Annotated in this window: 11 protein-coding genes; 6 read left to right on the forward strand and 5 right to left on the reverse strand. The window is 62.8% G+C overall.

Annotated features, from left to right (window positions below; translation table 11 throughout):
* The first annotated feature begins 259 nt into the window (after nucleotides 1-259).
* The 3 genes from LB556_RS10380 to LB556_RS10390 all read left to right on the forward strand — a co-directional run bounded on the left by LB556_RS10380 (nucleotide 260) and on the right by LB556_RS10390 (nucleotide 11,847).
* Nucleotides 260-8,848, forward strand: a complete 8,589-nt coding sequence (locus LB556_RS10380) for a GH36-type glycosyl hydrolase domain-containing protein (protein WP_224566665.1) — start codon at nucleotides 260-262, stop codon at nucleotides 8,846-8,848.
* Between the two features lie 366 nt (nucleotides 8,849-9,214).
* The gene (locus tag LB556_RS10385; protein WP_224566667.1) at nucleotides 9,215-10,987 is read left to right on the forward strand and encodes a glucan ABC transporter ATP-binding protein/ permease; all 1,773 of its coding nucleotides are present in this window, start codon (nucleotides 9,215-9,217) and stop codon (nucleotides 10,985-10,987) included.
* Nucleotides 10,988-11,085: 98 nt separating this feature from the next.
* A complete protein-coding gene (locus tag LB556_RS10390) occupies nucleotides 11,086-11,847 on the forward strand; it encodes a heme ABC transporter permease (RefSeq protein WP_224566673.1) in 762 nt (253 codons plus the stop codon).
* 120 nt (nucleotides 11,848-11,967) lie between these two features.
* On the opposite strand, the gene LB556_RS10395 is transcribed toward LB556_RS10390, so the two are convergent.
* A complete protein-coding gene (locus LB556_RS10395) occupies nucleotides 11,968-13,026 on the reverse strand; it encodes a D-TA family PLP-dependent enzyme (protein ID WP_224566674.1) in 1,059 nt (352 codons plus the stop codon).
* A gap of 185 nt (nucleotides 13,027-13,211) precedes the next feature.
* Here LB556_RS10395 and LB556_RS10400 point away from each other — a divergent pair, with 185 nt between their 5' ends.
* A complete protein-coding gene (locus LB556_RS10400; protein ID WP_224566675.1) occupies nucleotides 13,212-13,898 on the forward strand; it encodes a D-lyxose/D-mannose family sugar isomerase in 687 nt (228 codons plus the stop codon).
* A gap of 83 nt (nucleotides 13,899-13,981) precedes the next feature.
* On the opposite strand, the gene LB556_RS10405 is transcribed toward LB556_RS10400, so the two are convergent.
* The 4 genes from LB556_RS10405 to LB556_RS10420 all read right to left on the reverse strand — a co-directional run bounded on the left by LB556_RS10405 (nucleotide 13,982) and on the right by LB556_RS10420 (nucleotide 18,816).
* A complete protein-coding gene (locus tag LB556_RS10405) occupies nucleotides 13,982-15,667 on the reverse strand; it encodes a hypothetical protein (protein WP_224566676.1) in 1,686 nt (561 codons plus the stop codon).
* 132 nt (nucleotides 15,668-15,799) lie between these two features.
* Nucleotides 15,800-16,426: a hypothetical protein gene (locus LB556_RS10410; protein ID WP_224566677.1), complete on the reverse strand. Its 627-nt coding sequence runs from the start codon at nucleotides 16,424-16,426 to the stop codon at nucleotides 15,800-15,802.
* Nucleotides 16,427-16,632: 206 nt separating this feature from the next.
* Nucleotides 16,633-17,646: an ATP-dependent DNA ligase gene (locus LB556_RS10415; RefSeq protein ID WP_224566768.1), complete on the reverse strand. Its 1,014-nt coding sequence runs from the start codon at nucleotides 17,644-17,646 to the stop codon at nucleotides 16,633-16,635.
* 60 nt (nucleotides 17,647-17,706) lie between these two features.
* The gene (locus tag LB556_RS10420; RefSeq protein ID WP_224566678.1) at nucleotides 17,707-18,816 is read right to left on the reverse strand and encodes a YihY/virulence factor BrkB family protein; all 1,110 of its coding nucleotides are present in this window, start codon (nucleotides 18,814-18,816) and stop codon (nucleotides 17,707-17,709) included.
* A 188-nt stretch (nucleotides 18,817-19,004) separates the two neighbouring features.
* Here LB556_RS10420 and LB556_RS10425 point away from each other — a divergent pair, with 188 nt between their 5' ends.
* Together LB556_RS10425 and LB556_RS10430 are read left to right on the forward strand one after the other, a co-directional pair.
* Nucleotides 19,005-19,985 carry a manganese catalase family protein gene (locus tag LB556_RS10425; protein ID WP_224566679.1) on the forward strand — a complete coding sequence of 327 codons (981 nt, stop codon included), beginning with the start codon at nucleotides 19,005-19,007 and terminating at the stop codon, nucleotides 19,983-19,985.
* A gap of 4 nt (nucleotides 19,986-19,989) precedes the next feature.
* Nucleotides 19,990-20,892 (forward strand): DsbA family protein, encoded by a 903-nt coding sequence (locus LB556_RS10430; RefSeq protein ID WP_224566680.1) that lies wholly within the window; start codon nucleotides 19,990-19,992, stop codon nucleotides 20,890-20,892.
* Nucleotides 20,893-20,947: the final 55 nt, after the last annotated feature.

Here is a 20,947-nt window from a genome sequence, read left to right on the forward strand (position 1 = left end):
TTTCCAAACATGATCGCGATGTCGGCGAATATAGCGTAAGCTGTCCGCGGCATCACGAAAAAGCCTGAATCCTCGCCGCCGATCAGTGCCGACGGGAGCGAGGGGTGCTCGTCTTTGAGACTTGCCGAGATGACGCCCTGTCGTGGTGCGGAAACAAACTTTCGGCAAATGGGGATATGCAACCAATTGCATTTGAATCGGTTTTGGGGCCATTGCCGTGGCGGTGACCCCCGCTGAGTGCCCGCTTACGGAATTTTCAATGAATATTCAGACGAACCCAGCCCAGATCGAGAAGACTAGCGCGAGCTTCCCGGCCATCACGGAAGAGCCGATTAGATCGACATACCTGCCGGAGGAGCGTCTCCGGCTGCTCGGCGAAAGCCTGGCCAAAGGCGATCTGGCGGATCTGTTCGGACTGATCCCGTTCGACTTCCAGGCTCGCGTCCGTGACAGCGCCAGGAAGATCCTCGAAGTCTATCGGTCGACCAATGCGGCGCAGGCGAGGGGCGAAACCATCACGCCGGCCGCGCAATGGCTGCTCGACAACAACTATCTGATTGAAGAAACCATTTTCCAGGTCAAACGCGACCTGCCGCGCCGCTTCTACCGGCAATTGCCGACGCTGAAACTGCCCGACGGCGGCACCGTGCCGCGCGCATTGGCGCTGGCCTGGACCTATGTCGCGCATTCGGACAGTTCCGTCTCGGCGACCATGTTCAAGGCCATCGTCCAGGGCTTCCAGTCGGTCGAGCCGCTGAAGATCGGCGAACTCTGGGCACTGCCGTCACTGCTGCGCTTCGTGCTGATCGAGAACCTCCGCCGCCTTGCGGTCAGGGTCAACCGCACCCGCCAGATGCGCCAGATCGCCAACGACGTGGCCGACAAGGTGCTGGCGACCGACGACAATCCGGACAGGCAGGCGATCCTCGCCAAATTCGGCGCCCACGCGCATGACACCACCTTTGCCACTCAGCTTCTCTACCGCCTGCGTGACGGATCGCAAAACGCCGGCAGGGCGCTGGAATGGCTGGAAGCCGAACTCGAGAAGACCGGTTCGGATGCCGAGGAAATCATCATTTCCGAACACCAGACGCTGTCCAGCGGCAATGTCACCACCGGCAATATCGTCCGCGGCCTGCGCCTCATCAACGACGTCGACTGGACGGTGTGGTTCGAAGGTGTCAGCCGCATCGATACCGTGCTGCGCGAGCGCACCGATTTTGCCGCGCTCGACTTCTTTTCGCGCGATCAATACCGCACCGCGATCGAGGAACTGGCGCGGCGCTCGAGCCTCTCGGAGTATCGTGTCGCCGAAAAGGCCATTGAACTGGCCGGTCACGCCGTCGGTGAAACCGTCCCGGAGAGCGGTGAAGGGTTGGATGCCGAGGCTGCATCCGCTCACACCGACGTTGGTTTCTATGTCGTTGGCCCGCGCCGGCTGGAGCTGGAAAAGGCGATCGGTTACCGGCCCACGATCAGCCAGACGGTCAAACGGACCTTCGCCAAGACCGGCTGGCTCGGCATCGTCGTGCCTGTCTTCGCGCTTACCGTGCTGCTGCTCGTCCTGTCCGGCAACGCCCTTTCCAATCTCGGCCTGTCGGTGCCGTCGATCGTGCTGATGCTGGCTCTGTTTGCCGTGCCGGCCAGCGAAGGCGCGCTTGCTTTCTTCAACACGGTGGTCTCGCTGTTCCTAAAGCCGACACGCCTGATCGGTTACGATTACAGGCACGGCGTGCCGCCCGAGGCACGCACCCTGGTGGTCGTGCCGTCGCTGATCGGCTCTCGTGACGATGTCGAGGAGAATATCCGCAACATCGAAGTGCACTACCTTGCGAATCTGGCGGACGAGATACATTTCGCGCTGCTTTCGGATTGGCCTGACAGCAAGATCGAGGTCGATGCGGCCGATACCGAGATCCTCGACTTCGCCCGCGCCGAAATCGCTCGTCTCAACGCGCGCTATCCCTCGGACGGTGCGCCGCGCTTCTACATCCTGCATCGCCGCCGGCTCTACAATGCGGCTCAGGGATGCTGGATGGGATGGGAGCGCAAGCGCGGCAAGCTGCACGAACTCGACCTCCTGCTGCGCGGCGACAGCGATACCACCTTCCTGCCGCTCGAAGTGCCGCTGCCGGAAAAAGTCGTCCATGTGATGACGCTCGACGCCGATACCCGCACCACCCGCGATGCGGTGTCGAGCCTTGTCGGCAAGCTTTGCCATCCGCTCAACCGCCCGCATTTCGACGCCACCAGGCGTGTCGTCACCGCCGGATACACCATCCTGCAGCCGCGCATCACCGCCTCACTCACCAGCGGTGACGAAGCCTCGTTCTTCCAGCGCGTGTTCTCGGCCAATCGCGGCCTTGATCCTTATGTCTTCGCAGTCTCGGACCTCTATCAGGACGTCTTCAGCGATGGATCCTTCACCGGCAAGGGCCTCTATCATGTTGATGCCTTCGAGGCCGCCTTGCAGGGCCGTATCGAGGAAAACACCATCCTCAGCCATGACCTGCTCGAAGGCGCGCTGGCGCGCGCCGCACTGGTCACCGATGTCGAACTGGTCGAGGATTATCCGACCCGTTACTCGGTCGATGCCTCGCGCCACCATCGCTGGGCGCGCGGCGACTGGCAGCTTTTGGGATACATCTTCAATCCCCGCTCCGGCGTTCCGGCCTTGTCGCGCTGGAAGATGGTCGACAATCTGCGCCGCTCGCTGACGCCGATCTTCTGGGTGATGGCGGCGATCGCCGGCTGGACCTTGCTGCCCTTCACGCAGGCCGCGCAGTGGCAGGCCTTGCTGATCCTCAGCCTGTTCATGGCGCCGACCTTCGACGTGGTCAACGCCATCCTGCCCAAGAGCGGCGACCAGACGCCGCGCGGCCATTTCTCGGCGCTGGCCCGCGACGTCGCCTTCGGCACCGCCATGGTGGCGCTGAAGATCGTGCTGATGGCGCACAACGCCTGGATGATGGGCGATGCCATCGTGCGCACGATCTACCGGCTGTTCGTCAGCCGGCAGAACCTCCTGGAATGGCGCACCGCCTCGCAGGCGCACAAGGCGGGCGACAACGATGTCGGCTCCTATTACGGCATGATGTATGGCGCCGTGATCATCGGCTTTGTCGGCCTCGCCATTCCGGTGCTGGCCGATTCCACCGGTGCCTTCGTCGCCTTCTTCTTCGCCCTGTTCTGGATCGGCTCGCCGGCGATCGCCAGCTGGATCAGCCGATCCGCCGAAACCGAGGACCGGCTGCGCATATCGCAGGCGGATATCCATACGCTGCGCACCGTGGCGCGGCGCACCTGGCACTATTTCGAAACCTTCGTGACGGCGGAACATCACAATCTTCCGCCCGATAATTTCCAGGAAAGCCCGGCGCCCGTTGTGGCGCCGCGCACCTCGCCGACCAATGTCGGCGTCTACTTGCTCTCGGTCGTCTCGGCGCGCGATTTCGGCTGGATCAGTCTTTCCGATGCCATCACCCGCATCGACGCCACCATGACGACAATCGAGAGCATGCCGCGTAGCCGCGGCCATCTCTTCAACTGGTACGACACCACGACCCTGAAGCCACTCTATCCGCTCTATATTTCGGCTGTCGACAGCGGCAATCTCGCGGGTCACCTGGTGGCGGTGGCGGCGGCCTGCGCCGAATGGGCGGAAGCCCCTTCCGTCCACCTGCAGGGCGATTTCGAAGGCATTCTCGACACCGTGACCATCCTCAGCGAAAGCCTCGATGAGCTGCCCGATGACCGCCGTCAGTTGCGCCCGTTGCGCCAACGCCTCGTCGATCGCCTCGACGGTATGCGGCGTGCTGTCGACACGATCAAGGCGCAGCCGGAAATGGCCTCGATCCGCACCATCAACCTGGCCGTCCTGGCCGGCGAAATCCGCAAGCTCGCCACTGCCATTCACACCGAGGCCGCATCGCCGCAGAGTGACGTCATCGTCGACTGGGCGGCAAGGCTCGAAGCCACCTGCGAGGCGCACGTTCACGACGCCCACAGCGACGAAAACGCGGTAGAGACTCTGCGGGCCAAGCTGGTCACCTTGCGCGAACGCACCCGTCGTTTCGCCTTCGAGATGGAGTTCGCCTTCCTGATGCGGCCGGAGCGCAAGCTTTTGTCGATCGGCTACAGGGTCGAGGACCATCAGCTCGACGAAAGCTGTTATGACCTTCTGGCCTCCGAAGCGCGGTTGACCAGCCTGTTCGCCATCGCCAAGGGCGACCTGCCGACCGAGCACTGGTTCAGGCTTGGCCGCCCGATCGTCGAGATCGGTTTCCAGGGCGCGCTGATGTCATGGTCCGGCTCGATGTTCGAGTACCTGATGCCGCCCTTGGTGATGAAGGAACCGCAAGGCTCGATCCTCAACCAGACGAGCAAGCTGATCATCAAGCGCCAGATGCAGTACGGCCGTCAGAAGAACGTGCCGTGGGGCATATCGGAAGCGGCCTACAACGCCCGCGACCGCGAACTGACCTATCAGTACACCAATTTTGGCGTGCCGGGGCTTGGACTGAAGCGTGGCCTTGGCCAGAACACGGTGATCGCGCCTTACGCGACCATCCTGGCGGCGCAGTTCAACCCGCGCGAAGCGGTGCAGAATCTGGCCCGGCTGCGCGAGATCGGCGCGCTTGGCGCTCACGGCTATTACGATGCGGTCGACTTCACGCCGCAGCGCGTGCCGGAAGGCACCGACCACGCGGTCGTGCTGAATTACTATGCCCACCATTCGGGCATGGCGATCGCCGCCGTTGCCGACGCCATCTTCGAAGGTCGCCTGCGCGATCGCTTCCACAGCGATCCGGTCATTGAATCCGCGGAACTGCTGCTGCAGGAGCGGGCGCCGCGCGACATTCCGACCGCCACCGTCCGCACCGAGGCCGACGAGCGCTCCAAGGACGAAACCGAAACCGAGAGCCCGGATACACGCATCGTGCTCGATCCCTTGCGGGCGCTGCGTTCGACCAATGTGATGTCGAACGGCCGCTATTCTGTGATGGTGACCGCGACCGGCTCCGGCTATAGCCGCTGGGGCGATCTTTCCGTCACCCGCTGGCAGCCCGATCCGGTCGAGGATCGGCTTGGCTCCTACATCTTCCTGCGCGATGCCGCCACCGGCGACTGGTGGTCGGCGACTTCAGAGCCCAGGCGCGCGGCCGAGGAAAAGACGCAGACCCTGTTTTCCGACGACAAGGCGAGCTTCGTGAAATCGGTCGGCACGCTGCGCTCCGAGGTGGAATGCATCGTCATCTCCGAGGGTAATGGCGAGGGCCGCCGGATCACGCTCTACAATGAGAGCACATCCGACCGTCACATCGAAGTGACGTCCTTTGCTGAACTGGTGCTGGGTTCGGAGGCTTCCGACAACGCGCATCCGGCCTTCTCGAAGATGTTCGTGGAAACCGAGATCGCCGCCAACAATGGCGCGATCTTCGCCACGCGCCGCAAGCGTGAAACCAGCGAACCCGACGTCACCCTGGTGCATTTCGTCACCGATCCGTCGGGACCGGCGCGTGATGCCGAGGCCGAGACCGACAGGCGGGCCTTCATCGGCCGTGGCCGCACCATCGTCGATGCCGCCGCCTTCGATCCGGGTGCCAGGCTTGGCGGCCATTCCGGCTTCACGCTCGATCCCATCGCGTCGCTGCGCCGTCAGGTGCGCGTGCCCGCCAACAAGAAGGTATCGCTGACCTTCTGGACCGTCGTCGGGGCCAACCGTGCCGAACTGGAGGAGGCGATAAGCCGTCTCGACCATCAGGAGAGTTTTGCCCGCCAGGCCATGCTTGCATGGACACGCAGCCAGGTGCAGACCCGCCATATGGGCCTCAGCCTCACCGATGCCGCCAATGTGCAGAAACTGGCGCGTTATCTGATCTATCCCGATCCGTTCCTGCGGCTGCCGGCCGAGTCCATCGCCTCCGGGTTGGGCAAGCAGTCGAGCCTGTGGCCGACCAGCATTTCGGGCGATTACCCGATCTTCCTGGTCAGGATCGGCGACGTTGCCGATCTGGAGATCGTCGCCCAGGCGTTGCGCTTCCAGGAGTATATGCGCACCCGCGGCATGATGATCGACTTCGTCGTCGTCAACGAGCAGGCTTCGTCCTATGTCCAGGATCTGCAGCGCGCGGTCGAGACGCTGTGTGAAAACAGCCGCTTGCGCGGCAAGGAACTCGGACCCCGCCAGCACATCTTCGCGGTGCGCCGCGACCTGATGGAGGAAACCACCTACAAGACGCTGCTCGCCGTCGCCCGGGTTGTGCTGCATACGCGCAATGGCACCATCTTTGACCAGATCGAGAGGGCCGAGGCAGCCGCACTGCAGACCCGCGATGGCTTGCAGCCGGCAGGATTGCCGCTTCCGCGCGAAATTCCGACGCCCGCCGCGCAGACGCATGCATTTGCCTCGCAGGCGGTGGCCGATGCCAGCGCCGATGGCTCCGGTCTCAACCAATGGAACGGTTTCGGTGGATTCGATGGCGACGGCCGGCACTATGTGGTGCGCCTGGCTGGCCAGCGCACCACCCCGCAGCCCTGGATCAACGTCGTCTCCAACGCCTCGTTCGGCTTCCATACCTCGGCCGAGGGGGCTGCCTTCACCTGGAGCCGCAACAGCCGCGACTACCAGTTGACGCCATGGTCGAACGATCCGGTTTCGAACCGGCCGGGCGAGGGCGTCTACATCTACGACCAGGCCAGCGGCAAGGCGTTCTCCCCGCTCGCCGCGGTGGTGCGAGATCCCTCGATGACCTACGAGGCCTGGCATGGGCAGGGATTCTCGACTTTCCGCTCGAAGCGTGGACCGTTGTCGATGGACCTGACCCATGTCGTCGATCCCGTCGATCCGGTGAAGATCACGCGGCTGCGCATCCAGAATTCCGGCTCGGTGCCGGCCCGGCTGCGCGTCTATGCCTACGCCGAATGGGTTCTTGGCGGGCACCGGTCGCGCACCGCGGCAACCATAGTGCCGTCGCGCGACGGTGCCACCGGTGCGTTGCTGGCGCAAAATCCATACGGGCTCGATTTCAGCGAGCGGGTGGCCTTCCTCGCCGCCGACGCCGGCGTCCACTCGGTGACATCAGACCGGGCCGAGTTCCTCGGCCGGCACGGGTCCAGCGAGTGGCCGCAGGCGGTGCTGAGCGGCGCGCCCCTGTCGGGCCGCGTCGAGGCCGGAGATGATCCTTGCGCGGCGATCGCCCGCGACATCGAGATTCAGGCTGGCGGCGACGTCACGCTTGTCTGGCTGCTCGGCGATGCCGAGTCCCCGGCGCAAGCGAGCGCGCTGGTGCAGAAGCACCGGAGCAAGGATTTCGACCAGCGGCTGGCCGACAATGAGCGCGAATGGCGCGCCTTTCTCGACACCATCCAGGTCGAGACGCCGGACAAGGCGCTCGATGCGATGGTCAATCACTGGCTGCCTTATCAGAGCCTTGCCTGCCGCATCCGCGCCCGCTCGGCTTTCTATCAGGCAAGCGGCGCCTTCGGGTTCCGCGACCAGTTGCAGGACACGCTCGCTTTGCTGGCGCATGATCCGACGCTGGCGCGCGACCAGATCCTCAACGCCGCGCGGCGGCAGTTCCCGGAGGGCGACGTGCAGCATTGGTGGCTGCCGCGCACCGGGGCCGGCGTGCGCACCCTGATCTCTGACGACGTGGTGTGGCTCGCCCACGCCACGGCCCGCTATCTCATGGTGACCGGCGACGCCGCGATCCTGAAGGAGCAACTGCCTTTCCTCGACGGACAGGCACTGGGTGAAGGCGAGCACGACGCCTTCTTCACCCCGGAAATCTCGAAGAAGACAGTTTCTCTCTATGATCACTGCGCGCGTGCACTCGACCTTGCCATCAAGCGCAGCAGTCCAGCCGGCCTGCCGTTGATCCTTGGCGGCGACTGGAACGACGGCATGAACCGTGTCGGCGAGCACGGCAAAGGCGAGAGCGTGTGGCTGGGCTGGTTCCTGCTGAAGACGCTGGGCGACTTCGCCGCGGTCGCCAGGACCGAGGGCGATACCAAGCGCGCACAGGCATGGTCAAAGCATGCCGATACGCTGAAGCGGGCGCTCGAAAGCACGGCATGGGACGGCGAATGGTATCGGCGCGGCAGTTTCGATGACGGCACGCCCCTGGGGTCGCGTACATCCCAGGAATGCAAGATCGATTCCATCGCCCAGTCCTGGAGCGTGCTTTCGGGCGAGGGCGACCCGGCGCGGTCGAAGACGGCGATGCAGCAGGCGACGAAGCTGCTCGTCGACGATCAACTCAAGATCGTCAAGCTGTTCACGCCACCCTTCTCGAAGACGCAGAGGGATCCTGGTTACATCAAGAGCTATCCGCCCGGCGTGCGCGAGAATGGCGGTCAGTACACCCACGCCGCCACCTGGTTCGTCATTGCGCTCGCGGAGATGGGGCAGACCGATGAAGCCTATCGCTGCTTCTCGATGCTGAACCCGGTCAATCATGCGTTCGACGAGGCCTCGACCGAGCACTACCGCGTGGAACCCTATGTGGTGGCGGCCGATATCTATGCCGGGGACGACAAGGGCGGGCGCGGCGGCTGGACGTGGTACACCGGCTCGGCGGGCTGGCTTTATCGGGCGGCGGTCGAAGGCATCCTGGGCATCGAACGGCGGGGCAAGCAGATCACGTTCCGGCCGAGGCTGCCCAGCCATTGGGATGGCTACCAGGCTTCGCTCAAGATGCTGGGCGCCGAGATCAAGGTCCAGGTCATTCGCGACAAAAAGGCCAAGACGATCTCGCTCGAAGTCAATGGTTCGAAGACGAAATCGGCGTCCTTTGAACCCAAAGCTGGTTCTCAGACCGAGGTCTTGGTCAAGATACCGGCGTAAAATCAACGGCTTGGCTCAGAGAGGCGCGCTTCCCTCGGGACGTGCGCCGCGGCGACTTAGTTACTTGGGCGCCGTCTGAAAGGGCTGCGCCAAACAACCCCGGAATCAACCACGCAGGCCGGCGGTGATTAAAAATGTGGCACTGCTCGACCGCTGCCATGATTTTGCCGCAAGGCTGACATTTCACCTTTTATCTCAAACTGTTAGATGATCACGCCAGATTTCGTATCGTCGTCATCTTTTGTTCGCTAAATGGGAACGGAAGCGATAGACGGGCATTGTTTTGCGACGCATCGACCGTTACGTGTCAGGAAATGGTGCAGTGCACAATATTGGGCACAATAGAAAGTTGGCGGAGTAGCTGAAGTGTCACTTCTGCAGATCTATTTGAGAGCGCTGGGGTATCTGGCCGCCGATAAGAAGCGCGTCGCGCTGATCTGTGCGGCCAACGTCGCGCTTGCAGCCATCGCCATCCTTGAGCCGATCCTTCTAGGCCGGGTAATCGGCGCCATTTCCGAAAAAGGTCCGGTGTTTTCGACGCTCGCGGTCTGGGCAGCTCTCGGGCTCTTCAATGTCATAGCTTTCGTGCTGGTGGCGCGTGGCGCCGACCGCTTCGCCCATGCCCGTCGTTCGGAGGTGTTGTGCCAGTCCTTCGAGCGCGTAATCACCATGCCGCTCGCCTGGCATCACCAGCGCGGCACGTCCAATTCGCTTCACACGCTGCTGCGCGCCGTTGAAACCCTTTTCAGCTTGTGGCTCGAATTCATGCGCGTGCATCTTTCGACCGCCATCGCGCTCGTTCTGCTGGTGCCCACCGCACTTGCCATGGACGTCCGCATGTCCATCGTTTTGCTCGGCCTTGGCGTGCTTTACGTTGGCATCGGCCGTATCGTCATGCGCCGCACCAAGTCCGGGCAAACCGCCGTCGAGCGTCACTATCATAATGTCTTTGCGCATGTGACCGACAGCGTCAGCAACGTCGCCGTGCTGCAGAGCTATAACCGCATCGGCCATGAGACGGCGACGTTGAAGCGTTACGTCAAGGGCCTGCTCGATGCGCAGAATCCTGTGCTCGACTGGTGGGCGATCGCCAATGCGCTGAACCGCCTGTCATCGACCATCTCGATGATGATCGTGCTGTCGATCGGCGCTTATCTCGTGACCCGTGGCCAGCTCCGCGTCGGCGACGTCGTCGCCTTCACCGGCTTCGCCGGAATGCTGATTGCCCGTCTCGATCAGATGTCGGCCTTTACCACCCAGATTTCCGAGGCGCGCGCCAAGCTCGAGGACTTCTATCGCCTTGAAGACTCGGCTGCCGACACTGCCGAGCCGGACGGCCTGCGCGACCTTGCCAGCGTCACCGGCCATGTCCGTTTCGAGGATGTCAGCTTCGAGTTCGCCAATTCCGGGCAGGGCGTCAGCGATATATCCTTCGAGGTCCAGGCGGGCCAGACCGTCGCCATCGTCGGGCCGACGGGTGCGGGCAAGACCACGCTCATCAATTTGCTGCAGCGCGTCTTCTCGCCGTCCAGCGGCCGTATTCTGATCGATGGCATCGATACCCGCACCGTGACCCGCAAGTCGCTGCGCCATTCGATCGCCACAGTGTTCCAGGATGCCGGGCTCCTCAACCGTTCCATCGAGGACAACATTCGCGTCGGCCGTGCCGATGCGACCAACGACGAGATCCATGCCGCCGCCGCCGCGGCCGCGGCGCAGGATTTCATCCTGGCCAAGAGCAATGGCTACGACACGGTGGTCGGCGAACGCGGCGGCCAGCTGTCGGGTGGCGAGCGCCAGCGCATCGCCATTGCCCGCGCGGTGCTGAAGGATGCCCCGATCCTGGTGCTCGACGAGGCGACCAGCGCGCTCGACGTCGAGACCGAGGACCGCGTCAAGGAAGCGATCGACGAACTCAGGCGTGACCGCACCACCTTCATCATCGCCCACCGCCTGACCACCGTCCGCGACGCTGATCTGGTCGTGTTCATGGACAAGGGCAGGGTGGTCGAGATGGGTGGCTTCGCCGAACTGTCGCTGCGCAACGGACGTTTCGCCAGTCTGCTGCGAGCCGGTGGCCTGCTCAACGACGAGGAGGTCCGTCGCCTCAGCCGCTCCGTGCAGGGCGAGGCTGCCTGAGCCGTCAATGGTTCTGCCTCCTCCCGACGGGAGAAGGCGAGGCCTGCGACATCGCCGCTCGATTGCCCTGAAGGCGCCGGCGGTCTATGTAAAGTCGTATGAGTGACACCACCTCACGCTTGGGCGGCTGGACCGATCTTGCCAATCCGACGCGGTTCGTCGGGCTGGCCGACAAGCTTGTGCCGTGGTTGGCGGCGCTCGCCGCACTCGTCCTTGTGGTCGGCCTGTACATGAGCTTCACAGCGCCGGAGGATTTCCAGCAAGGCATCACGGTGCGCATCATGTACATCCATGTGCCTTTCGCCTGGCTCGCCATGATGTGCTACACGCTGATGGCGGTCTCTGCCCTCGGCACGCTGGTCTGGCGCCACCCTCTGGCCGATGTCGCCCTGAAATCGGCAGCCCCCATAGGCGCCGTCTTCACCGCGCTGGCGCTGATCACCGGTTCGATCTGGGGCAAGCCCATGTGGGGCACCTGGTGGGTTTGGGACGCAAGGCTGACTTCGGTGTTCGTGCTCTTCCTGATGTATCTCGGCATCATCGCGCTGACCCGTGCGCTCGACGATGCCAGCCGCGCCGCCTGGGCCGCCGCCATCATCACGCTGGTCGGCTTCATCAACATTCCGATCATCAAGTTCTCGGTCGACTGGTGGAACACGCTGCACCAACCGGCCTCGGTGTTCAGGCTCGGCGGTCCGACCATCGACCCCAGCCTGCTATGGCCGTTGCTGGTGATGGCCGCCGGATTCACCGTGCTGTTCTTCACGCTGCATCTGATGGCCATGCGCACCGAAATCCGCCGCCGGCGCGTCATCGCCATGCGCCGTGTCGCAGCGCGGCAGGCCGAGCGTCCGGCCTAACTCTTTGTTTTCACGCAATTCCGGACGGAAAACCGCTACGCACTTTTCCTGGAATTGCTCTAGAAGCCGGAAGATTTCAGGTCGAGTCGACTGAAATCTTCGACGTCATGCTCTAGAAATTCACCCCATCAGTCCGCGTGCTGCCACCGGCAGCGTTTGCAGCACATTCTCACCGTCGATCAGGTTGACCTCGTTGAACAGGTTGGTGACGACGCAGCAATGGTCGGGCACGACGCGGACGCGCTCGCCGATGCGCAGTCTTGCGTCGCCTGAAAGCGTAACCGTGCCGTGCTCTTCGCTCAGGCCCGTCACCAGCGCTCCCGGCATGCCCATCAACTCCCCGAAATCCTTTAGCCCCAGCGTGTCACTGGACAGGGCCTTGCTGCCGCTATCGAGGATGGCGCGCGTCGCTGTCGGATGGCTGACCACGGTTGCCAGCACCGTCAGCGCGCAATCGTCGAGGCCGCCGACGCCTTTGGCGACCTGATAACGGTCGAGATAGATATAGGTGCCGGGCCGGTATTCGGTGACGACGGAGGTATCGGCGGAACGCCACATGTCGGGCGTGCCGCCGCTGGAAATGCGCTCACAGGCGAGCCCTGAAGCCGCCAACGCCTGTTTGGCATTGGCAAGCCAGGCTTCGGCCTCCACTGCCCGGCCGGCGGCCGGATAGGTCATCAGCCCGCCAAAGGCAAGGCCGCCCGCCTTGTCGATCATTTTCGCCAGCGCAAGCGCTTCATTGGCCGTCTGCACGCCGCAGCGCCCCATGCCGGTGTCGCATTCGACCAGTACCGACAGCGGATGCCCGGCATCGGTGAAGGTGGCGGCGAGCCCTTCCAGCGTCTGCGCGCTGTCGGCCGTCACCGACAGCGTCACGCGACGATGCAATGCCAGGAGCCGTTCGAGCTTGGCGCGGCCAAGGATATTGTAGGGAAGAAAAATATCCGTCAGCCCGGCGTCGGCCATCACCTCGGCCTCGCCGATCTTCTGGCAGGTAATGCCGACGGCGCCCGCCGCCACCTGCTTCTTCGCCCAATAAGGCAGCTTGTGCGTCTTGATGTGCGGCCTGAGCTTCAGTCCGTTCTTGTCTGCATGGGCCTGCGCGCGGGCGATGTTGGCTTCGGCACGCGCGGCATCGATGACGATGGACGGCGTATCGAGATCATGGATGGTCGGCATCGGCAATCCCTATGAAAATTCGCAGGGGTTATGGGCCTGAAAGCACGCGATGTCACGCGGCCAGCGGGCCGGATCGGTGGGCCATGCGCGGGCAAGCGCAGGTTCGAACAGGCAAGATGGATCGACACCGCACCGGCGTTCGGCTATGCGAATTGTCGGAAAAATCGACACCAAGGACCAGGACCATGAAACGCTCCGCCATCAACGACATCATCCGCGACGCCGACGCTTTCATCCGCTCGTTCGGCTACATCATGCCACCCTTCGCCTACTGGTCCCCAGAGGAGATGAAGGCGCGCCAGGTCGATTCCTCTGCCATCTTCACCTCACGGCTCGGCTGGGACATCACCGACTACGGCCAGGGCAAGTTCGACGACCTCGGCCTGTTCCTGTTTACCGTTCGCAACGGACGCTACGAGGACATGAAGAAGGGCATGGGCATGCTCTATGCCGAGAAGATCATGATCTCGCGCAAGGACCAGATGTCACCGATGCACCGCCACAACATCAAGGCCGAGGACATCATCAACCGCGGCGGCGGCAAGCTGGTGCTGGAGCTGTTCATGCATGATCGCGACGGCGGTATCGACCCCAAGGCCGAGGTGTCGGTGCCGGTCGATGGAACCCTTCACAGGTTGCCGGCGGGCGGGTTGCTTAAGCTCGACCCGGGCCAGAGCGTCACGCTTTTGCCTGGCGTCTGGCACGCCTTCTGGGCCGAGGGCAAGGATGTGCTGATCGGCGAGGTGTCGACCGTCAATGACGATCGGACGGACAACGTCTTCCGCGAGCCGATCGGCCGTTTCGCCGATATCGAGGAAGACACGCCGCCGCTGCACCTGCTGGTGGCCGATTACGACAAATGGCTGGGTTGAGGCGGGGCCTCTCGCTGTTCGGCACGGAGGTTTCGGGGCCAGATATTGAACGGAAGTCGGCACGGCGGAGGACGGCTTCATCCTCAATGACAGCAGCCTGGCGCGGATTGCACGTTCGTGCGGCACAGGCAGGATGAGCTGATCGGTACATCCGCCTTCGCCATCGCCGTGGCCAGCCTTGCCTGCGCCGCCGGCAGTTCTTCGCTCTCGCCGCGCCGCGTCAAACATTCCACCAGCCCGTGCAGCGCCCAGACATTGTCGGGGTGCTGAGCGCAGCGCTGCACCTTGCCGCTCAGGCCCAGATCGTCACGATAGACCTGCTCGGCCTCCTCGGCATGGCCCTGATCGAGAAGCAGCGCCGCCAGTGCATGGCGCGGCGGGTGCATCCACGCCCACGGCTCGGTGTAGGACAGATTGTCATCCAGTTGGACCGCCTGACGCAAATGGCCATAGGCCTCCTGGTGCCGGCCCTGATGGTAGGCAAGCTCGCCGTCGAGCAAGGCAGCACCGACAGCCAGCGAGGCGCGGGTCGGGTTGCTGAGGAAACGCCGCTCGGGCGCAATGCCTTCGAGGTGCTGGTGGAACAGTTCGCGCTCGCGCTCGGCCTGGCCGAAATTGCCGAGTGTCGCGTGCGCGACGCCCCTGGCGTAATGCTGCATGGCCGCCGTCAGCACATAGAGGCCAGGCTCCCCGACCATTGGCTCATCGATGATCTCCTGCCAGCGCCCGAAGCGCACCAGCACATGCGATTTCATCGCATGATAGCCCTCCACCGTCTGGGTGAGTTTTGGCCGATCCGGCAGGCTGACCACCTCGCGCGTCACCAGGCCGCGCACCTTGTCGGCGGCCCAAAGCGCCGGCTGGTACTGGCCAAGGAACATGCAGGTGAACATCATCAGGTGCAGATCGTGGCAGCAGCCGAGCAGATAGTAGGCCGGCTCATCCGCATAGGCGAGATAGAGGTCGTTGGCCCGAACCGCCTTCTCGCTGGCGAGCTTCGCTTTTTCGTATTCGCCGCACAGCACATAGATATGCCCCGGCATGTGGTTCATGTGCCCGGCATCCGGGCACATCTGGCCTAGCAGATCGGCCGAGCGCATGCCGCGCTCCGGCATGGTGGACATTTCCAGGAGATGGATGTGCAGGTGGACGATCGCCGGATGCTGCGCGATGCCGGCTTCGTCCGCGAGCCGGATTGACCGTTCGCAAACCTCCAGCGCTTCGACGACATCGGAATTCGGCGCCGGAGCGCCTGTTTTGAGGTTCCAAAGCCGCCGTACCGTACGCATCATCAGCGCCTCGACGAAGAGCGCCATCACGTCATGATCAAAGGGAAAGTTTCCGTGGACCCGCCGCATCGCGGCGGCATAGGCATCATCCCACCGTTCGAATTCCTGGAGGCTCACGCGCCGCGGTTTCTGGAAACGGCAGGCCAACGCTTCGATCAACTGCTTTTCCACGTCGCTGGCTGACGCCGCATTGGCGCGCGCCAGCTGAATGTGCCCGAAGCAGCGCCTGGTGGCGCTGTTTGCCTCGGCCTCGCCATGCTCCTTCCAGGTCAGATTGTAGAAAGGCCCGGCTGCGTAGGCGATGCCCCAATGCACCATGGCGCAGCCGGGATCCGTCTCGAGCGCCTTCTCGAAGCACTTGATGCCTTCCTCGTGATTGAAGCCGTAGCACCAGTTCAGGCCGATATCGAACCAGCGCTGGGTTTCGGCGGAGCGGGTGGAGATGGGACGGCGGTAGGCGCCGAGATTGAAGCGGTCCATGGGGTCTCGTTCAAAGTCCGGTTGGCCGCGAGCCAGGTGCTGGCCAGATTCGCCGACAATGTGCCGAAATCTGTAGGCATGGCAAACGCCATGAGTTTTTTTGTGCGGTATGCGGGGCGGCTGCGGCCGCTTCTAGTCCTTCTGCGGCGGCGCGTCGTCTTGCCAGCCGGCTAGCTCCGGCAGGTCTTCAAGCCAACTTTTCTCGGTCATCGAGGAATCGCCGGCCTGCGGTGCGGCCTCCATGGCGTTTTGAATCAGCCAGTCCATCCACTTCCGATAGGCAACCGGGTCCATCTGGGGCGGCAGCACCTTGGCCTTGAGCAGCATCCTCTTGCGGAAGCTGGTTTGCCTGCGCAGCTTAGTCGTCGTGAACTTGATTGCCTTGCCTTGGGATTCGACCGTCCAGCGGTCGTTACCATGACTGACAAGCCCGTCGACGGCGAAGCCGGCGTCGACCGGCCTATCCCGCCAAGGAAGCTCGACGGCGTTCTTCCTCAGATCGATGGCCCACCGCCTGTAATTGGCCCCGGTACGCTGGGCCGGCAGCACACCGGCCTGTTCGAGCACCTTCCTACGGAAGGTAGGCTGCTTCTTGAGCTGGCCTGTCGTCAGCTCGATTCGATGTCCACGAAATTCGACGTGCCATCGAACCCTGCCGTTGCCGACATACTTCACCAACCTGTCGATGAAGAACTCGCCATCGGCGAGCATCACGCCCTGCTTGATGCTTTCGACGATGAATTCGGTGTCAGTGACCATCGGGAGACCTAGTACACACCGGTCGTGCACAAGAGTTCCAGCTGGCGGTGAAGGGCTCCGAGCTGGCTGCCACTGCCTGCAACACTTCGACGGCATCGGCCACGCGCCTGCGATGTTCGATATGGGGTCTTCCCGTCTTGCCGGTCTGTCCCCTATGCGCCTCCTCGGCAATTTGCGGCTCGAGAAACAGGCCCATCTCGCCTCCATCAATCGATCTGTTCGAACGTGCACTGTTGCGGAGCCTTGTCTGGTCGCCATCGCAACAGCTTGGTTCCATGCCGGAACCGATTGCCGGTGACGTGGTCGAAGCGGACTTCGACCACCAGTTCCGGCCGCAACGCTTCCCATTCGCCGCTACGCTCCGTGCTCCAACGGCTCGGGCCGCCCGGCGCCTTTCCGGTAAAACCGGGACCTCCGCGCAGCTTTTCCAGTTTTTTGGTCAGCGCAGCCCGGTCGTCCTTGGCTATGGTCGACGTGAAGCCGACATGGTCGAGCTCGCCGCGATCATTATAGAGGCCTAGCAGCAGTGAGCCGGCTTCTCGGCTGTCGGCCAGATAACGGAATCCACCTACGACGCAGTCAGCCGTGCGTAGCCGTTTCACCTTGACCATGGCACGTTCGCCCGGCCGATAGAAATCAGCACGTGGTTTTGCCACGACGCCGTCGGTCGAGCCGTGCCCGGCCCCTTGCAGCCAACGCCTGGCGACGGCTGGATCGCTGGTGCTGGGCGACAGATGCAATGCTGGCCGCGCCGCCTTGGCGACGAAGTCTTCGAGGATGGCTCGCCGCTCGGTCAGGGGCTTGTCGAGCAACACCTTGCCGCCCGACGCGACCAGTATGTCGAACAGGATGAGACGGGCAGGGGTTTCCACGCTCAGCCTGCGGATTCTGCTCTCCGCCGGATGCAGTCGCATCTGCAATGCGTCGAAGGAAGAACGTCCATCGATTTCGATCGTGATTTCGCCGTCGACGACGAAATCCCGGGCTTCGATCTCGCTGAGCATCGCTACGAGCTCCGGAAAATATCGCCCCAGCGGCTTTCCCGATTTTGCGCGCAGCTCGACGCTTTCCGCGTTCTTGAAAGCCAGGCAGCGAAACCCATCCCATTTAGGTTCGTATTGCCAGCGGCCTTCGTCGCTCGGAAGCATGTCTGCAGCCTTGGCTTCCATGGGAGGAGTATCCAACGGCAGTGGATAAGTGTCTCTGGCCACGCCTACCATCGCTCTTCCGTGTTGTGATGCGGATCGTCGCCTCGCTGGCGGCAGCTCTGCGGCCATGGTTCAACCTGGTGAAGCCTCACCCAACGGGCGCTGGCTGCCCTGTTCCAGAGAGTAGGCGTGAGTGAATTCGGCACCGAGAAGAAAAATCAGTGAAGAATAGTAGATCCAGAGCAGCACGATGATCAACGCACTGGCGGCTCCAAATGAAGATGCCATGGCGCTGCTACCCAGGTACACTCCGATCAGGCTCTTCCCGACTGTGAAAAGCGCGGCCGTCACAAACGCCCCGAACCACACGTCGCGCCACTCCAGATGTCGGTCCGGCAGTACCTTGTAGATGGCGGCGAAGAGCACTGCTATCAGCAGATAGGAAATCAAGGCATTCAAGGCTTCTATCAAGATTGATCCAAACGGCAAAAGTCGATTGATCGTGTCACTTAGCGCTGTAACGGCGGCGCTAACCGCAAGCGAAACGATCAGCAGGAAGCCCAGGGCGATCACCAGCCCCAAGCTGGTCGTTCGGGCACGGATCAGGCGCGAGACCGAGTCTCCTTGAGGCTTGGCTTTCCAGATCTCATTCAAGGCCGTCTGCATCTCGCCGAATACGCCTGATGCAGTCAGCAACAACGTTACCAAACCTACAACCGTAGCGATGGCACCAGACGACCGGTTCGATGCGCTTTGCAGCGCGCTTTGTATCACATCCGCGCTTTGACGGCCCATCAGCCCAGACAACTCCCCGGCGACTGCGTCGCGCGCCGCGTCCTGTCCAAACACCAGACCTGCTACGGCCACGACCAACAACAGAATGGGTCCGAGAGAGGTCACCGCAAAGAACGCCATCGCGGCGCCATGACTGAGAGCGCTGTCGGCTATGAAGCCTGCCACGCTCGTCGTTACAATTCGCCAGGCCCTGTCCAGCATCTCTTTTCCCGCTCCGATCACCGGCGGATTTTGTTCCGCGGCCGCCCAAAGGGCAGATGCGCAACCGTTATCGTCAACAAGAAGATCGGTCGATTGTTCCTGCCCTGCTGGCGTCAGTGCGGGTTCACCGGTGTTCGAGCACCCATGCAGGTCAATCACGCCGGCGCGCACGAAATCTGGCCCAGCGGAATTACTGATGTAGCGGTAACCGAAAATCGGGGCTGCACGCGGGATGACGAGCCTCATGACGCGTGTGGGTGTCCGCGGGCTGTCGCATATACCACCAGGCTGCGAAACCGTGCTTCAGCAGAGGAACAAAACTCTGTCGCTTCAGTTCGGCGGGAGATGCTGCACCGGAGGTGTCGCATGTGAGCCCGACTTTAGCGCCCTGTCGGACGGACCGTCGGACCAGCCATCCCCCAACGGAGACAATCATGTTTCATCACGTCAAGGAACTTCAGTTTAACGCGCGCGTATCTGAACCCGACCCCAAATTCGCTGCCCTGCTGCTCGAACAATTCGGTGGCGCGAACGGCGAGTTGGCCGCTGCGATGCGCTATTTTACCCAGGCCTTCTCAACCCGCAAACCGTACCCGGACAAGTACGACATGCTGATGGACATTGCGACGGAGGAGTTCAGCCATCTCGAGATCGTGGGTGCGACCATCACGATGCTTTTGGACGGGGTCAATGGCGAACTGAAGAACGCGGCCGAGGCGAGCCCTCTGAACAAGCTGACCAAAGGCAAGGCAGGTAAGGAGGACGTGCTCCATGAGGCGTTGACCAACCCGCAATTTCTGGTTCAATCGGCCGGCGGACCGACCTTGACCAACAGCCAAGGTGTGCCGTTCTCCGGCAGCTACATCGACGCGAACGGCGACCTGACCGTGGACCTGCGCTCGGACATGGCGGCCGAGGCGCGAGCGAAGATTACCTACGAATACCTGATGAAGTTCACGGACGATCCGCTTGTCCACGACAGCCTTCGATTCCTGATGACTCGGGAGATTGCGCACTTCCAGATGTTCGGCGCGGCATTGGAGACCATTCAGCCAAACTTCCCGATGGGGATACTGCAGGGAGACCCGCGGCATACCCACACCTATTTCAACCTCTCCAACGGAGCCGAGGTCCGGGGTCCCTGGAACGAGGGGCAGGGCCCATGGGGCGAGGGCGAGAGCTGGGACTATATCAAGGAGCCTCACAAGCACGTCATCGACACCCAGGGAGAGATCAACCACGAACCGAAGGGCGTGAACGTCACTCAAAAAGAGGTCGAGGCCAAGAACAAGGAGCTCTCTCGCAAACGCAGTGAGGAGGTCAAGGCAAAGACGGACTCTGCCCCCGCCCAGTGGTCCTCCTACCCTCAGGAATCGCTCGACAGCCCGATGAAAGCTCAAACCACAAGGACGTGACGATATGGGTGAGAGCGGGAACGGAGTCTCCCCCGAACCTCAGCCGAAGGATGCGCCAGTTCTTGAGATCTCTTATTTTACGGACCCGCTATGCTGTTGGAGCTGGGGCTTCGAGCCTCAACTGAGACGCTTGCGCTACGGCTTCGCCGGCCGGATCGCTTTGCGGTTGCGTCTGGGCGGCATGATCGGCGACTGGGACAGGTTCAGCGATCCACTCAACGACATTCACCGCCCCACGCAAATGGGTCCGATCTGGATCCAGGCGGGTCGTATCACTGGAATGCCTCTCGACCCGACGATATGGGCTCGCGATCCGCCAGCCTCTTCGTGGCCTTCGTGTCTCGCGGTCAAGGCGGCTGGCCTCCAGTCGGCCGCCGCCGCCGACGTCTACCTGCGGCGCGTTCGTGAAGCTGTGATGGTCGAAGGGCGCAACGTCGCGAAAGAGGGCGTGTTGGTCAACATTGCACATGAGCTTGCGAAAGCACGCCCTGACCTGCTCGATCCCGGTCGCTTCGAGGTGGACTTCACCGGAGTCGAGGCGCGAACCGCGGTCGAGAGTGATGTGCGCGAAGCCAGATTCCGAGGAGTCGGCAGATTTCCCTGCCTCGGCCTTAGTCGTCCGGGAGCCGATCGCGCCTGGATGGTCGGCTGGCGCCCTTGGCGTGAGTTGCTCGCCGGACTGGTCGCCTATATGCCCGACCTCGGCGCAGCGCGGGAGCCGCCCAGTGCCGAGGCCTACGCACATTATTGGGGTGGGGTCACGTCGCGGGAAATCCAGGCCGTCACAGGCGATCCCGACGGCGCGATGCCCGACGAAACCGGGTTTTGCGAGCGGCCCGCTCAGCGCTTCCGCCGCTCACCAAATCTTGAAGCCGCGGTTGGAACAGACCGTCCGGCTTCCGGTTAGCAACATACCCCATGCGTAAGCGCCCGCTGGCGGTCACTCCAAAACGTCGCAGGAA

Origin of the sequence: Mesorhizobium sp. ES1-4, from assembly GCF_020164745.1 — a bacterium.
Lineage (GTDB): Bacteria > Pseudomonadota > Alphaproteobacteria > Rhizobiales > Rhizobiaceae > Mesorhizobium.